This window comes from Oligoflexus sp. (assembly GCF_035712445.1).
GTDB lineage: Bacteria > Bdellovibrionota_B > Oligoflexia > Oligoflexales > Oligoflexaceae > Oligoflexus.
The window spans coordinates 1-15,659 of sequence record NZ_DASTAT010000066.1 but is presented as its reverse complement, the minus strand read 5'-3'; the positions used below and the strand labels follow the sequence as shown (position 1 = coordinate 15,659).

16 protein-coding genes are annotated in these 15,659 nt (G+C 54.9%); 13 read left to right on the top strand and 3 right to left on the bottom strand.

Annotated features, from left to right (window positions below):
* Nucleotides 1-54 precede the first annotated feature (54 nt).
* From VFO10_RS14150 to VFO10_RS14130, 5 genes are all read left to right on the top strand, one after another.
* Nucleotides 55-903 (top strand): hypothetical protein, encoded by an 849-nt coding sequence (locus tag VFO10_RS14150; RefSeq protein WP_325141205.1) that lies wholly within the window; start codon nt 55-57, stop codon nt 901-903.
* The gene (locus VFO10_RS14145; RefSeq protein ID WP_325141203.1) at nt 900-1,841 is read left to right on the top strand and encodes a hypothetical protein; all 942 of its coding nucleotides are present in this window, start codon (nt 900-902) and stop codon (nt 1,839-1,841) included. The genes VFO10_RS14150 and VFO10_RS14145 overlap by 4 nt, the downstream gene beginning before the upstream one ends.
* A gap of 77 nt (nt 1,842-1,918) precedes the next feature.
* Nucleotides 1,919-3,067, top strand: a complete 1,149-nt coding sequence (locus VFO10_RS14140; RefSeq protein WP_325141201.1) for an acyl-CoA dehydrogenase — start codon at nt 1,919-1,921, stop codon at nt 3,065-3,067.
* 44 nt (nt 3,068-3,111) lie between these two features.
* Nucleotides 3,112-4,095, top strand: coding sequence for a hypothetical protein (locus tag VFO10_RS14135; protein WP_325141199.1), 984 nt, complete (start codon nt 3,112-3,114; stop codon nt 4,093-4,095).
* 35 nt (nt 4,096-4,130) lie between these two features.
* A complete protein-coding gene (locus tag VFO10_RS14130; protein WP_325141197.1) occupies nt 4,131-4,613 on the top strand; it encodes a DUF2058 family protein in 483 nt (160 codons plus the stop codon).
* 75 nt (nt 4,614-4,688) lie between these two features.
* On the opposite strand, the gene folD is transcribed toward VFO10_RS14130, so the two are convergent.
* Nucleotides 4,689-5,549: a bifunctional methylenetetrahydrofolate dehydrogenase/methenyltetrahydrofolate cyclohydrolase FolD gene (gene folD, locus VFO10_RS14125; RefSeq protein WP_325141194.1), complete on the bottom strand. Its 861-nt coding sequence runs from the start codon at nt 5,547-5,549 to the stop codon at nt 4,689-4,691.
* Nucleotides 5,550-5,665: 116 nt separating this feature from the next.
* The gene (locus VFO10_RS14120; protein ID WP_325141192.1) at nt 5,666-6,931 is read right to left on the bottom strand and encodes a hypothetical protein; all 1,266 of its coding nucleotides are present in this window, start codon (nt 6,929-6,931) and stop codon (nt 5,666-5,668) included.
* A 97-nt stretch (nt 6,932-7,028) separates the two neighbouring features.
* Between VFO10_RS14120 and VFO10_RS14115 the strand changes: the two genes are divergently transcribed.
* Nucleotides 7,029-7,961 carry an ABC transporter ATP-binding protein gene (locus VFO10_RS14115; RefSeq protein WP_325141190.1) on the top strand — a complete coding sequence of 311 codons (933 nt, stop codon included), beginning with the start codon at nt 7,029-7,031 and terminating at the stop codon, nt 7,959-7,961.
* A complete protein-coding gene (locus tag VFO10_RS14110) occupies nt 7,954-9,003 on the top strand; it encodes an ABC transporter permease (RefSeq protein WP_325141188.1) in 1,050 nt (349 codons plus the stop codon). Before VFO10_RS14115 ends, VFO10_RS14110 begins: the two co-directional genes overlap by 8 nt.
* Here the strand turns inward: VFO10_RS14110 and VFO10_RS14105 are convergent.
* Nucleotides 8,990-9,739, bottom strand: a complete 750-nt coding sequence (locus VFO10_RS14105; RefSeq protein ID WP_325141186.1) for an MnmC family methyltransferase — start codon at nt 9,737-9,739, stop codon at nt 8,990-8,992. The genes VFO10_RS14110 and VFO10_RS14105 overlap by 14 nt on opposite strands.
* Before the next feature lie 146 nt (nt 9,740-9,885).
* On the opposite strand from VFO10_RS14105, the gene VFO10_RS14100 reads away from it, so the two are divergent.
* The 6 genes from VFO10_RS14100 to VFO10_RS14075 all read left to right on the top strand — a co-directional run.
* On the top strand, nt 9,886-11,235 hold the full coding sequence (locus tag VFO10_RS14100) for a dihydrolipoyl dehydrogenase (RefSeq protein ID WP_325141183.1): 1,350 nt from the start codon (nt 9,886-9,888) through the stop codon (nt 11,233-11,235).
* Between the two features lie 39 nt (nt 11,236-11,274).
* Nucleotides 11,275-11,793, top strand: a complete 519-nt coding sequence (locus VFO10_RS14095) for a DUF2892 domain-containing protein (protein WP_325141181.1) — start codon at nt 11,275-11,277, stop codon at nt 11,791-11,793.
* A 140-nt stretch (nt 11,794-11,933) separates the two neighbouring features.
* On the top strand, nt 11,934-12,356 hold the full coding sequence (locus VFO10_RS14090; protein ID WP_325141179.1) for a hypothetical protein: 423 nt from the start codon (nt 11,934-11,936) through the stop codon (nt 12,354-12,356).
* Nucleotides 12,357-12,400: 44 nt separating this feature from the next.
* The gene (locus VFO10_RS14085) at nt 12,401-13,729 is read left to right on the top strand and encodes a hypothetical protein (protein ID WP_325141177.1); all 1,329 of its coding nucleotides are present in this window, start codon (nt 12,401-12,403) and stop codon (nt 13,727-13,729) included.
* A gap of 206 nt (nt 13,730-13,935) precedes the next feature.
* A complete protein-coding gene (locus VFO10_RS14080; protein WP_325141175.1) occupies nt 13,936-14,343 on the top strand; it encodes a hypothetical protein in 408 nt (135 codons plus the stop codon).
* Between the two features lie 21 nt (nt 14,344-14,364).
* The coding region (locus tag VFO10_RS14075) for a HAMP domain-containing protein (protein WP_325141172.1) at nt 14,365-15,659 on the top strand (1,295 nt) is incomplete at its 3' end.

Genomic DNA, 15,659 nt, shown 5'->3' with positions numbered 1-15,659 from the left:
AGAGCAGAGCCCAATCATTCGAGGCTGCTGCTCTGCTTTCGTGTGGAGTCCTTCATGGCAGGGTTCAGGCCTCATACAAGCGCAGCGTCTGATGCTGAGCGCGTAAGGCGCCTGTTTCACAAGCTCGACTCCTGGGAAGTCCTCCTGGAGTCGCCGGGTGCGCAGGACAAGGATTGGCAAAGACGCCGCAGAAGACTCGAGGATCTGCGTCAACGTCTTGAGCTTGTACGTCTGCGTTTGGAAGCTCCGAAGGTCTTGGAACAGGGCAAATCCTTTCAATTGCCTCCGCTCGATATCTGCACCAGCGATGAACATACCCTTTGCGATCAATATCTCGAAGCTCAACTCAAGATCAGCCAGCACCTTTGCGAACAGTTCACGCGCGTCAATCGCTGGGTCGATGATGCGACGGCGGCTGGCAAAAGCTCATGGCGCATGAAGCTGCGCCTGACCAAGATCCGCCGTTATCTGAGCGATCTGGACCAGGAGCGGCAGGCTCTGGAACCGCATCGGGTGCGGCAGCTGCAAAATTGGGAGAAACTCGTCGATAAAATGCTGCTCTATCGCGATCAGTTCCAGGACACGAACGATACGCACCTCGCCTTTGAAAAAATCGTGCGCCTGACCGATTCCGTTGCGGGCCTTCAGGACAAGGTGCATGCGCTGCAGAACAAGATTCAGCGCATGGACGCCTGGCTGAAACAGGCCGCCCGACGACTGACCCAGAGCAAGACACCCGCGCCGCCCTTGGCCGAAGACCTGCGCATGGCCGCGGTGAAAATTGATGGCCTGGGTCTTGAGGATCTGCACCGATCCAAATCGCGCCTCGCCCTGGCCCGTAAATATCTGGAAAAATACCTGAGTCGCACGCCCGACCTGCCGTCGGTGGAGGATGATCCATGATCAGCCCGGAACGTTTCGATGCGGACCTGGATCGCTTCGAGCAGGAGCTGGCCCAGCTTGAGCAGATGACGCCCAATCCCGTGCAGCAAAAACTTCAGGGCCTTTATGGAAAACTCAAACGCATCGAGCAGCAGCACGAACAGCTTGCGCAGATGATCGAGCATTGCCGCTATGCCGAGGCCACGGAGATCCCAACCGTGGCCACCGCCCGGGCCATGCTTTTTTGGGCGCGGGAATGGGCCGATCGGGTCGAGGACTTTCAGCTGCGTTACGCCGATTATCTTGATAAACTCCTTTGGCTCAACCTTCTGCGCGGCCGTCTTCTGGGCCGTAAAAATCCTTTCCGCCTGGATATCGCCGATACCGATGTCGCGGCTCTTCTGCAAAAAAAGCAGAGCCTCGAACAGACGGAAATCACGCTGGTCGAAGACCTTGAAGAGCTCAAACGCCAGGAAAACAAACTCCGTCAGCAGTATCAGCGTTTTCAATTCGAGGAAAGCAATCGACTGGCCGCCCAGAGTTTTGCCAGCTTCTCGCGCAGCATGACCAGCCAGCGGCCAACCTTCGAGGCCTTCAGCCGACTGCTGCGAACACTGGGTGTTCACATGAGTCATAGTCGCGGCCAGGCTAAAAAAATTCAGCAACTGACCGTCAACTTCACCAAGCGTTCGCAAACTTTGATGGAAGAATGCAGCGCCCTTTTGCGACAGGATCCGACCGCCAATACCTCGCAGAAACGGCGGGATTTGCGCCTTATGCAGCAGAACCTGGCCGAGATGAAACGTCTTGAAATGGAAATCGAAACCACTCTTTCCGCACTGAGCCCTGGGCCGCGGAACGGTCCGGTCCTGCGCCTCAAGAAAACATCAAAGCCGACGGTTTCGGCCTTCCTCGAACATCCTCTCGACAGAACTGACACCCCTTATCCCAAAGGTTAGAGGTGAAAAATGCTCCGGTCCGCGCTACAACCTAGTGACGAAAACTGTTTGTTGTTCACTAGAACCGGAGTTTTGCCATGACCCAGATCTCGGCTCTGACTGCCCTGAACGAGGATGAAAAGATGTTTCAGGGCGAAATCGCCCGCTTTGCCCAACAGGTAATCAAACCCAAAGTCCTGCACATGGATGAAACCGAAACCATGGATCCGGGACTGATCAAACAGCTGTTTGAAACAGGCCTCATGGGCATCGAGATGCCGGAAGAATTGGGAGGCGCTGGCGGCAGCTTTTTCATGGCGATTTTAGCCATCGAAGAACTGAGCAAGGTCGATCCTTCCGTGGGCGTGCTCGTCGACGTACAGAATACACTTGTGAATAATATCTTCCTTCGTTTTGCGACCGATGCGCAGAAGAAAAAATACGGTCCGATGCTGGCCGCTTCGAAGGTCGGTTGCTACTGCCTGACCGAACCCAACTCCGGTTCGGATGCGTTCGCCATGAAAGCCCGCGCCTATGACGAAGGCTCGCACTGGCGACTGGAAGGCAAAAAGATCTTCATCACCAACGCGAAGGAAGCGGAAATCTTCATCGTGTTCGCCAACGCCAACCCTGAGAAGGGATATAAAGGCATCACCGCCTTTATCGTGGAGAAAGGCACGCCCGGCCTCGCTCTGGGCAAAAAAGAAGTGAAGCTCGGCATCCGCGCGTCGTCGACCTGCGAAGTCCTGCTCGACAATGTGAAAATCCCCAAGGAAAACCTGATGGGTGAGTACGGCAAGGGTTATAAGATCGCGATTGAAACCCTGAATGAAGGCCGCATCGGCATCGCGGCCCAGATGCTGGGTCTTGCGCAGGGCGCGTTTGATGGCGCTTTGAAGTATTCGAAAGAACGCGAGCAATTCGGCAAGCAACTGGCTGATTTCCAGGGCATTCAGTTCCAGATCTCGGAAATGGCCACGGAAATCGAAGCGGCGCGCCTTATGGTTTATAACGCGGCGCGTCTGAAGGATGCCGGCCTGCCCTTTGTGAAGGAAGCGGCCATGGCCAAGTACTTCGTGTCGGACGTTGCGGAACGCGTGGCTTCGAAAGCCCTCGAAATCTACGGCGGTTACGGCTTTATCAAGGAATTCCCGGCTGAAAAGTTCTATCGGGATGCGAAGATTGGTAAACTGTACGAAGGCACTTCGAACATGCAGCTCCAAACGATCTTTAAACTCCTCGACTGAACCGCGATTCCATCGGAATCCCGGTTCGCATTACCGGGGTTCCTATGAAAAAATTCCTGTTCCTTCTTCTGATGTCCTCGAATGCCCTTTGGGCCCAGACCCTGCGGAGCGACCTGCAGGCGACGCTGCCCCAACTCCTTTGCAAACAAGCGCGCAGCATTCCCACCACGCGCGAGCTGTGGCAGCACAATTTTTTTGAAACGCAGCTCGATGCCGCCTGGATTCGCAGCGCTGATGCCTCCGTGCCTTTGGTGGCGGATGATATCGGAGCCCTGGCTCGGGAGCAGGCGCTTGCGAAAAAGCATCAGGGCTATGCCTATGGGCTTTGCTCGTCCGAGGAAGCCTGGATCCTTTCCTCACCTTCCCGCAGCGCCTTGAGTCAGTGGACGGCGGAGGGGCTTAAAATTGATCTGAAAGCGATGCAGGGTTATTGCGGGAAGGTGGCGCTTCATTATGCGAAAGTCAGCGGCGATCTTCCCAAGGAGCTGATGAAAATAAAAAGCGGGGCCGAGGATACGCTTGTCCTGCATCCCGAGCTGCTGGAACCGGGAACGATTGGTCTTACGTGTTATCCAGCAAAAGCCGGGAAGGGTCCTGAGCTTTGGTCGCTCGTGCCTATTCATAATGCAAAAACCGAAGCGATCCCATTCTTTGCATCCCACCATCGGGAAGGAACGGAAGGCCTGATTCAATGGATTCAGGACATCCGCAAAGCCCAGGGTCTGCCGCTTCTGAAAACCGAAATTCCTTTGCTTCGGAATTTTGCGAAGCAACTTGTGGCGGAGCCTTCGATTCGGCATCCACACGCCAAACTCATGGCACAGAAGCGTTTGCTGGCGAAGAAAAAGATCAATATCCTTGGCGAAAACCGTGTCAAAGCGACAACAAATGAGGAGATGGCCTGGCTTTTGTGGTATTCACCGACCCATAGGCGACTTCTCCTGCATAAGAGTGCGAGCGCACTCGGCTTTGATGTGGCGCGACTTCCGCATGAAAAACTGCTTGTCTTGGTGCTCGCCAAAATCTAGCATGACGCGCGAACGGCATTTTCCGGGAGCGTGTTATGAGTTTGAGAGATCAACTCCTCAAATCCGGTTTGGCAGACAAAAACAAAGCGAAAAAAGCTGAAAAAGAAGCGAAAAAGCGTCAGCATCAGAGCCTTGTGTCGCAAGATGCCATACAAGACGAAATCAGTCAGGAGATTGCGGAAAAGGCGAGGCGTCAGCAGGAAGCCGATCGTGAACGCAATCGTCAGCGTGAAGAGGAACGGCAGAAGCGCGAAGCCATCCATCGCGCGATGGATATCATGATCGCCGGCGATCTGCGGGAAAGCGGAGCGCAGGTTCCTTATTATTTCATTCATAGGGAAAACAGGATCAGTGAAATCCTGGTGACCGAGTTGCAGCAAACGCAGCTGGCGTCAGGAGAGTTGGCTATCGTCGCCTTCGATCCTGACTTCCGCGTTTACCTCGTGGACGCCAGCAACGCCGGGAAGATTCGCGACGCGGCGCCGCATTTTGTGCTGTGCTGGCATCCGGCGCCTTGAAACCTGGACCAAAACCCCGGAGAGGCCGGGCGACGAAGGCAACGAAGCATATCCGAGGGTTTTCAGCTGGGCGCCTTAGCGCTGCATGCGTCTTTCATAAGCCGTCATGCAGTTGCTCAGAAGGCTGGCGATGGTCATGGGACCGACGCCGCCTGGAACCGGCGTGATCCAACCGGCTTTCTGCATAGCTTCTTCATAGACGACATCGCCGACCAGTTTTTTGCCATCACCATCGCGATGGATGCCGACGTCGATCACAAGAGCGCCGGGCTTGATCCAATCGCCTTTGACCATATGCTTCACACCGGCTGCGACGACCAGAATATCGGCATGACGACAGATTTCTTCCGGCTTCACCGTCTTGGAGTTGATGCTGGTGACCGTGGCGCCGGCGTTACCGAGCAAAACAGCAACGGGCAAACCGACGAGCACGCTGCGGCCGATCACAACCGCACGCTTGCCTCTCAGATCCACGCCGGTGGAATTGATCAGTTCCATAATGCCCAGCGGCGTGCAGGATGTAAGTCCCGGTCGCTTCCAGTTCAATAGACCCTGGCTGTAAGGCGTCAGTCCATCGACATCCTTTTCCGGAGAAATCAGGTCGATGGCCTCATCGCTTTTCAAATGCTTAGGAAGAGGCAGCTGCAGAAGAATGCCGTCGACATTCGGATCGGCATTCAATTTACGCAGGTGTTCACTCAATGTTTCCTGGCTGACGTCGGCCGGCAGCGTCACCGAACGACTTTCAATGCCGACTTCCGCGCAGGCTTTTTTCTTATGGCCCACATACACTTCGCTGGCGGGATCATTGCCGACCAGCATCACGGCAAGACAGGGCGGACGCTTGCCTGCAGCCTGAATTGCCGTAATTTTCTGCTTCAATTCGTTCTTGATGTTCTGAGCAATCACTTTGCCGTCGATGATGTGCGCGGTCATGAGAGGCACCTTAGTGAAAGATTGTAACGTGGGTGGTTCGAACGCGGGGACTATAGGCGATGCCCTGTCTGATGACAAGCAAGATCGTCATCGCATCGCCTTGTCTGGAAGGGGAATCAGCTCATGGCCTCGCACACAGCCTTGACCGATGCCATCAGATTGCGATCGCTGTCCGCCTCCGCCCCATAGGCATCGCCACAATATCCAAGATGGCTGCGTTGAACATTCGCGCCATCCATTTTTTCCAGCCAACGCTGCTCGGCTGGAGCCACGGTCTGCGCCCAGGCTACGGGCAGGAGCGCAATGTGCTCACCTTCCGATTTCAGCTCGGGCATCACCGTTTCGAGCTTTTTACGAGCCCTTTTCAAGCGTTTCACCGCCTTCACAACAGCCGGGGCCTGGACGGTGAGTTCGAAATTAAGCGTGGCCTGGTAGCAGATCTGCTGCGCATCAATCTGCACCTGCACCTCTTCCGCGGGAATCATCAGAGTCTGCGGCAAATCGGCCTTATCATCGGTGCGATGCTGTGACAAAATGACAAGACTTACGGGCTTGGTCTTGCTCGCGATATTCAAAAGTTTGCTGGGCCACACATCCTTGGGCAACCAGGGCGTAGCTTCCCAGGGACTCTGCGCCACGACAAGGCGGTCGCCGCGGATCGGTCCGACCGTGGTGGCCAGCTGCCAGACATCATCCTCACGGCGGGCGGCCATGATCTGCGCGCGGGTGTGAAGGGTCAGGCGGTCCTGCGACCTGAGGTCGGCAATAAGGGGTTCGAACAGCCGATCCCAGGGTCCTGTCCATTGTCCCTTGGCGCTTTGCAGAGCACGAGCAGCAAGGACTTGCGCGGACGCGGGAGACAGTTCAGGCACACCCCAAAGATGGGCCAGATGTTCGAGCACGATCAGAGCTGCACTTTTTTTATCGCCCTTCCAGACCTGATTGAAAGCCTGGGCATGTTCCTGCTCGGTTGCCGCTTCCTTTTCCATCAGCTCAAGGAGCATGGCCCAATCCCGCGTGGCAGCCGTGCCGCCCACGGCTTTGGCGACATCAGGGGCCAGGATGGAAGTGCCTTGGGCTGTCGTTATTTTTTGCGCAGCCAGAACTCCAAAACCGGAGCGTGGATGAAAAGCCTGCAAAATCTCCGCAGCGCTGCTTTGCAAGACACTCTGCACATAATCGAAAAGTTCAGCGCCCATCGCATGAAGTCCACAGCTCCAGCTGCCATGTTCGCGTGACGAAAGCCTTAAGCGGCCACCGATCCAGGGCTCGCGTTCAACCAGGGCGAAGGTCCAATCGGGATGACGGCGGCTCAGTTCACATAGCGTCAGAAGACCGGCCAGCCCTGCGCCTGCGATGATGACGTCTGCTGGTTTTTGCATAGTTTCTTTCCTTCAAGTCCAGTGCGACTCTGTACTGCCGCTTGTTTTCATAGGCGCCGCCCATTACAATCCCCGTTTTAACACCTGGGAGACGCGGATGGAACCCCTTCTCACCGCACAGCACCTGCAGAAGAAGTTTGGCAAGCTGACTGCTGTCGATGATATCACAATAAGCGTAAAAGCCGGAGAATGTCTGGCGCTTCTCGGACCCAATGGCGCTGGCAAAACCACGACCGTTGAAATGCTGGAAGGTCTGCAATCGCCGGACGCCGGTGAAATCAGGATATTCGGTCAATCCCTGCGCACGCATCGCCAGGAGATCATGCAGAACGTGGGCGTGATGCTGCAGGAAACGCAGCTTTACAAGAAATTGACTGTGAAGGAAACCCTCGAACTTTTCGCGAGCTTTTTTCATAAAAGTTTGAAGCCCGACGAAGCGATCGCCATGGTCGAACTCAGCGACAAGGCTGATGTTCGTCTTGAGCATCTCTCGGGCGGACAGAAACAGCGGGCCTATCTGGCTTGCAGTCTGATCAATGAGCCCCGCCTTCTTTTTTTGGATGAACCCACGACCGGACTTGATCCCCAATCGCGCCGCATGATCTGGGATCTTCTGCAGAAACACAAGGGCCGTGATCGCGGCATTCTTCTGACCACGCATTACATGGACGAGGCTGAAAAACTCGCCGATCGCGTGGCCGTGGTCGATCATGGTCGCATCATCGCCGAAGGAACGCCGACGGAATTGATTCACAAGGTCTGCGGTGAACAGGTCGTCTGCTTCCGTTATCTTGGTCTCGATCCCCTTACGGTAAGAGAACGCCTGCAGCCGCATCTTCCCTGGCTGAAAGAGGCTGCGGTGATCGACCAGGGCTTTGAACTTGTGGCCCGCGATCCGGTCGCCACCATCACCGAACTCAGCCGCGCCTCGGATCAACAGAATTTGAAGCTCGCGCAGCTCGAAATGCGCCGTTCCACGCTGGAAGATGTCTTTATTAAATTGACGGGAAGGAGCATTCGGGATGCTTAGTCGCAGCCTTTGGCAGCAGATCAAATGTCGTTGGCGGGAATTCCGCCGGGAACCGTCCGCGTTTTTCTGGGTGATGTTCATGCCCGTCCTGTGGATGGTCGTGCTCGGTTTTGCCTTCTCGAAACCGCGGCCGGAATCCTATGGCGTCGGTTGGCTGGCACCGGCCAGCGTTTCCGAACTCAGCGAGAAAACGCATAAGGCGCTCACGGAGAATCCCCAGATTAAATTGCGCGAGGCGGACCTTGCGGAACTGGAGACCCGCATCAAACGCGGCGAGATTTCGATGATTCTGCAGTTTGACGCGCAAAATAAAGCCGTTTACCGTCTGGATCAAAACAATCCCGAGGCGATGAGGGCGCGCAACTTCGTCAATGATGTGGTGCAGAATCAGGGCGGGCGCATGGATCCCGTTCCCCAGGAATCGACCAATATCCAGGCCGAGGGTGGGCGTTACGTCGACTTTCTGATCCCAGGTCTTTTGGGACTCAGCATCATGACTTCCAGCCTTTTCGGTGTGGGCATGACCATAGTCAGCAACCGGAAGGAAAACCTCCTGAAGCGTTATCTTGCGACGCCGATGCGCTCGTATGAATTCATCGTCTCGCATATCTTCGGCCGTCTGATTATCCTGGCCGCTGAATTCTCGGCCGTGATGATCGCCGGTTATCTGATCTTTCATTTCCGGCTTTATGGAAACTTCTTCCAATACGTCCTGTTCGCGATCCTCGGTGCGGCCGCCTTCACGTCCCTCGCGCTCCTTTGTGCCTCGCGCACACGCAGCGTGCCGATGATATCGGGTCTGACCAACTTGATTTCGCTGCCGATGATGATGCTGTCAGGGGTTTTCTTTTCGAAGAATAATTTTCCGGATTGGCTTCGTGAAGCGACCGCTTATCTGCCGCTGACAGCCCTCAACGATGGTCTGCGTAAAATCGCTTTGGAAGGTCTGGCGCTTACTGATCTCGGCCCTGAAATCGCCGTGCTCGGAGTTTACACGATCGTCTGCGCGGTGATTGCCCAGCGCCTTTTCAAGTGGTTTTAAGCCGCGCCAGCAGCCACTGTCTTTTTCCCGTTCCTTCTCCGCTTTGGGCCTGGGGCGTTTTCACGCGCTCCTGGGTCCATGATGCGGCTTCCAGATGATCCCGCACAAGACGCGCGACCGAATAGGTCACGAGCTGAACGGCGGGATCACTGACTGCCCGCAGCTTTTCAAACCATTCCACCGACCAAAGCTCTGGATTCTTTTTGGGCGAGAACGCATCCTGCCAGATGTAATGAAACGTCCAGGGGGAAAGATTCGCGTCACGCGCGTCACCGACCAGGACCCGCCATCGTAAAGTTTTTCCACTAAGGGGATGCTGGAACACGGCCGTCCAAACCTCCTCATCAGTCTTTTTTTGCAGGCTTTGCGACCAGCTCTTCCAGGTCTCGGGCCAGCCCTCTTTCCACGCGCAGGCGGGGTCGGCAAGCGATCGGACCAGCTCCGGCGTATGTTCGAGGCTGATAAGATCCAGATCCTGAGCCCCTTGTCCCAGCATCCAGCATTCCATGGTCATCAGTGCATTGTATCCCAGTCCCAGCCCCACATCCAAAACACCGAGGGTCTCCGCCGACGTAATCGTCTGAAGATGCGAGCGAAAGCCGCTGGCCTCCATATAAAGGCTATCGGCCTCGAAACGGGCCCCCTTGATGGAGTGAAAGTCCTCATCATAATCAGGATGACGCAGAGTTATCGTGCCATCCTGGGTCACTACCAGGTCATCAAGAATCAGGGTCATACAGTGGTCCTCTTAAGCCTGCCAATCGCAGCCTGTCTATCATGGGCACTGGCTGATTGCAACGAAGCTCTGGCTGTCATTTTGCATACACAAATCAATGGTCAAGCGACCTTGTTTGTTCCGTTCATGCGCTTGGAGGTTTCGATATGCAGAAAAAGTTCGATGTCGTGATTTTGGGAGCGGGCACAGCGGGACTGGCGGCTTTAAAAGAGGTCAAGCGTCATACGAAAAGCGTTCTGATGATCGACCCTGGGCCGCTCGGGACGACCTGTGCACGGGTGGGCTGCATGCCCTCCAAGGTCTTTATCCAGGTGGCTCATGATGTCCACCGTGCCCGGCTTTTGGAAAAGAAAGGGATTATGCCTGAAAATGGCCGCGTTCAGCTGAGCCGCGTGATGGAAGATGTGCGCCGGTACCGGGATTATTTTGTCGAGCCGATTGTTCGGGATATTAAGGCGTCGAGCGAACACTTTCTTCAGGGGCATGCTCGCTTTACCGGCCCTCAGTCCCTCTCGGTGGACGGCAAACATCAGCTCGAAGCGAAAAGCATTATCATCGCGACCGGAAGCCGCCCGGTGATTCCCGCGTCCTGGCCGCGCAATCATCCCAAGATCGTCACGACCGACGATTTCTTCGAGTGGAAAAGCCTTCCGCAAAAATGGGCCGTGGTCGGCCTTGGTCCTATTGGACTTGAGCTGGGTCAGGCGCTGGCGCATCTGGGCCTCGATGTTCACGGCTATGATCGCAATAAAACACTTGGCGGCCTCGCCGGATCGCAGTTGAATGAACAGGCTTATGACATTTTCCAGCGCGATATGAAAATCAACCGAGGTGATGATGTGACCATCCGCGACCAGGGTGAACAGTTGGAGATCAACTTCGGAAACAAGGTGCAGCGCGTGGATGCGGTCCTGGCCGCCATGGGTCGTCAGCCGAATCTTGACGATCTGGACCTTGAGCAGACAGGTTGCGAAAAAGGCGAGGATGGTTTGCCCATTAGGGATGAGGCGACCCTTTCATTTCGGGGTCTATCCATTTATCTTGCCGGCGACGTCGATAAGACCAATCCGCTCCTTCATGAGGCATCCGACGAAGGCCGAATTGCCGGCTACAACGCCTCTCATGAGGTACCCATTCCCATGGCGAGGCGAACGCCGCTGGCGGTTGTGTTCACGCATCCAGGAATTGCAGCGGTGGGAAAACGTGAGGCCGAAAGCGGCAGGACCATCATCGGCAAGGCGTCCTATGACGATCAAGGACGCGCGAAAATCATGGGCGAGAATCAGGGTGCCGTGCATCTTCACGTTGCGGCGCCTGAAGGGCAGCTGCTCGGAGCCGATATCCTGGCGCCAGGAGCCGAGCACCTCGCGCATCTTCTCGCTCTGGCTGTTGACCGGCAGTTGACCGTATCCGAGATGCTGGAGCTGCCGTTCTATCATCCAACTTTGGAAGAAGGCATTCGGACGGCTCTGCGGGATGCCGCGCGTCAGCTCTAAAGGATAGGTTCCCTAACGATTCAGTATGGAGGCGTGTTTATGCAACCCAACCTCTCGCATCATGAACGTCTGGCGTCGATAGCTTTGGGTTCCCTGGCATTCGTGAATGGTTTCTCCCGGCGTTCTTCCATACCGCATCATCTGCAAAAAGCAGCGGGTATGGCTATGATCGTGCGTGGGCTCACGGGTTACTGTCCGCTCTATCGGGCCTTGCATCGCAGGCCGCTGCATGCACCCCATGCCATCGAAAGGTCCATCATCATCGATCGGCCGATCGAGGACTTGCGCAGCATGCTGGATGAAGGCGATCCCATGCTGCATGAAAGCAGTCGCAAAATATTTCCGATCACGGCGGGCTACCTCCTTTGGAATTTGGAACTTGAACCCATAGGTGATGGTCTCATGACCCATGTGCGGGCGCGACTCTCGGATCAGAACGAATCGCTTGAAATCAAGACCTACCTTTCCCGCCAGGTGATTCGCTCCCTGGCCGATCAGGAATTGCAGCGCATCAAACAGCTGCTCGACGAAAAAAGACCCGCCTCTCATAGCTCCTGAAAAAAGACGCCGGAGTATTCCGGCTGTTTTTTCGCATTACGAAAAACAACACAAAGCTCCGAAACACCACGGAATAAAGGCTCGCAGACGAACACCCTGTGCTATAATTTGAAAAATTCTTGAGACATTGGAGGGCAAACTTGCGAAAGCTTGTTTGGGGCTTATTATTGCCGAGTCTTCTCGCGACTGCCGTGCACGCAGATCCCATTTCGATCGTGGTCAGCGCCGACTCAAAGCTGACGCAAATAACGGAAGATGATGTGGCGAGGCTCTATCTCGGCCGATCGTCCACCATCAATGACATCGAAGTGACTCCGATCGACTTCAAGGAGGACACGCCCCTGGCCCTGGATTTTCATTCGAAAGTCCTGAAGAAAAACCCTCTTCAGTATCAGCAGTATTGGGCGCGCCTGCTCTTCACGGGCAAGGCCAAGCCCCCCGTTGCGAATATGGATACGCCTGAAGCGATGGTTAAGTTTATTTCCACGAACAAAGGCACGCTTGGATACACCAATCAAAAGACAGTCCCAGCCGAAGTCAAAGTCATACTGGTGATCGAGTGATGCATCGAGTGAGACATAAATTAAATCAGAATACGGGGAAACATATGCGCACGCTTCTCTATTTGGCTTTCGGCCTCTCCGTGAGCGCCGCGGCCAGCGCCGAAGATAAACTCTCCATTCGAGGTTTTGGCACCGTGGGATACACCCAGATGCTGACATCGGAGGGCGGCGAGGAATTCGATCCGACCGTCATGAGCTATAAGTCGAGCAAGACCAACAAATACTGGGGCGTGGGAAAACCAGGGTCCTTCACCCGCGACACCCGTTTTGGTCTTAATATTGATGCCCCTTTGATGAAGGGGAAGATGCACCTGACGGCCCAGTTCTATGCCGAAGGCGCGAATCAGACCAATGGTTTCCATAAATATTTCACCCAGCGGCTCTCGCTCCTCTCGCTGCGGGCGGAACCCGTGAATAACCTTCATGTGACGGTCGGCCTTCTGCAGGCCCCCATGTGGATGATCTCCGAAGAACGCTACGTGGGCTTCACCTTCCCCTATATACGCCCGCCCAGTGAAGTCGTCGGGATCACACGTAATGGCGACACCATCGAAGGCGGGAGCGTTTATTACAACTGGAATATCGGCAGTTGGACGATAAGGCCAAGGTTGGGCTACGGCAGCTATAACAATAAAGGTCCTTACGACAACACATCGGACGTTGAAAACGAAGCGCAAATCTTCTTCAATATCCTGCAGCTCGAATACGAGAATATTCTGATATCAGGTGCCTACCACACCTTCCGCGGCAACAGCACCCAGGATCTTTATCAGATCGTGAACCAGGCGGGTATGGACATGCGTTTCACCATGGTCAATCACCTGGACTACAATGGCTATGATACGGTTCTTGGCATCAAGGCTGAATTCCCCCATCTTTTCCTGATGGCTGAATACAGCAACAACACTGTGAACACCTATAACTTCGAGGGTTTTCTGTATCCGATGGAGGACTCTTCGCAGAATGTCACAGGAAGTTACGCGTTGATCGGCGTGCCCATGGGAAACTGGATGCCTCGCGTGACGGTCGCAGCGGCCAAGCGCACGTTTAATCTGGACGCCAATAATGTGGAAAAGATGGCGGAAACACTGATTACCAATAATCCGGATATTCCCGACGCTCAAAAACCTTTGGCGCGGCAGGCCATTCGCGCTCAGGGCACCGATGGTTTCCGCAAGTTCTATCGCACGGAATCCCAGCAGATGACCATCAACCTTGGCCTGAACTACCAGTGGAGTTCCACCACGGTTCTGAAAGCGGAGCTGGAGCGGGTGAATTCTCCCGCCAAAGGCACGATCGGTGAAGGTCTTTTTGGTTTGAAGCGCGGCAGCACGATCAGTCTTGCGAATTTCGCGATCGACTTCGTTTTCTGAAGCCCTCGCAAATTTACTTTTAAGGCAGACGGCCCTTCCGGAATTCCATCCCGGAAGGGCCTTTTTTTTATTCCAATGAAACTCGCAAAAAGCGGCTGTTGTTGAACACTCACTCTCACGCTTCGCGAAGCGAAGGCACTTATCTCACTCACGAAATCACCGATAGGGGCTTCACTATGGACGCTTGATTGCGAAAAGGAATGCCTATGAAAATGAATGCTGCTCTCTTCTCCTTTATTTTTGCCGGTTTTCTTGCAAGCTGCGGTGGTAGCGATAGCGACAGTGACACAGCCGCCGCCACAGCCGCCGGTTTGAAAGGCAAGTGCATCACCACGATTCCTATGAACGGAATGAACCTTGTCGCCTGCGCGGAAGTCAATCAAGTGAATGCGGATCAGCTTGCTGCTTTTGAAACCGTAGTCTGCAACAATGAAGAACTTCCCGGCACCTATACGGCGGATCAACTGTGCGCCACCGAAGCCGTCGTCAGCACCTGTGATGTGACCGTGGCCGCCTTGGCCTTGGATATGAAAATTTCCTACTATGCCGACTACACGGCTCAGATCGCTGAAGCCGACTGCGCGCAAAGAAAAGAGCAGGCGAGTCGCCAATAAGCATCAGCTGAAGGATGGATCATGTTGGGAAGCAAGTTGAGCAGCATCAAGCATCGCAGCTTTCTGGCTGTTGGTTTGATCATGACCCTTTTCGGGGTGATGTTTACTTCCCACTTTATCCTGACCAAGGAGAGTCTGGAGCTCCTGCATAGTTCGGAAAGCAAAACCTTTCCCATCCTCCAGATCCTGGACCAATCCCTGGCCCGACTGAAAGACTATCAGGAATCGCTCCAGGCTGCGGTAGCGACCAATGATGTCTATGCAATTGATGATGCCCATCTGATCGGCGAAGAGATCCAGGCCCTCCTTCAAAGAGTGGAGAGCCTGGATCCTAAGCTCACGTCCCGGGCCGCTCCCATCCTGACCCAATTCAAGTCCTACCGCCAAAGCGCGGAAGACCTCACGCGTCGCGTGATTGCCAAGGAAATCAGCTTTTCCGGCGAGAATGCCCAGATCAAGAGCCACTTCGCGATTCAGGAGGAAAATTTCCAGCGCATTCATGGCTTTCGCGATGAAATCCATTCCTACTACATTCATGAAATTCGCCAGACATCGGATCGCGGCGAAACCACGATATCCCGCGGCATCATCCTGATCATCGTCAGCCTGGCGATCGCGTTCTTTATCCTGATCTTCCTTCAAAAATCCATCATCACGCCTATCATGCTGCTGGCCAACGCCAGCAGGAAGGTCGCTTTGGGGAGCTTCTCGCGCGTCCCCGAGCGCAGGGGTCAGGATGAAGTTTCGCAGCTCACCAATGACTTCAACCGAATGATCACGTCGCTGGAACTCAGCTCACACACCATGCTGTCCATTATCGAGCACGGTCGCCGTATGGCGGTGAGTTCCTCCCTGCCGCGCCTCAGGACGGCTCTGGCGGATGGCCTGGGCGCATATTCCGATGCGCCGCTGCCGCATGAATTCTGGGTCTCCCTGCGCACGCTGGTTCGTGGTGAAAGCGTTGACAATCGTTTCATCCTGGTCAGTGCCGAAGGGGAGCTTCTGAGCGACACCTGCCTTCTGGACGAGCTGCAGAAGCGGACTCATATCCCTGTCCGCAACCACTATGATGAATCCATCATGGCGATGATCGTGTGTTTCGAACCGGATTTCGAGTCCTCGCCAGTGAAGAGCTTCATCGAGGCCGTTGCCATTCATGTGGCGAGCGCGCTGGATTCGATCAAACTGCAGGACACGATGAACCTTGTGAAAGAGCAGTCGCAGTCCATGCGCACACTGCTTGAAAACATAGACCAGGGTATTTGCACGATAGATTCGTCTCTTAATATCCACGGACCCTATTCACCCTTTCTGGA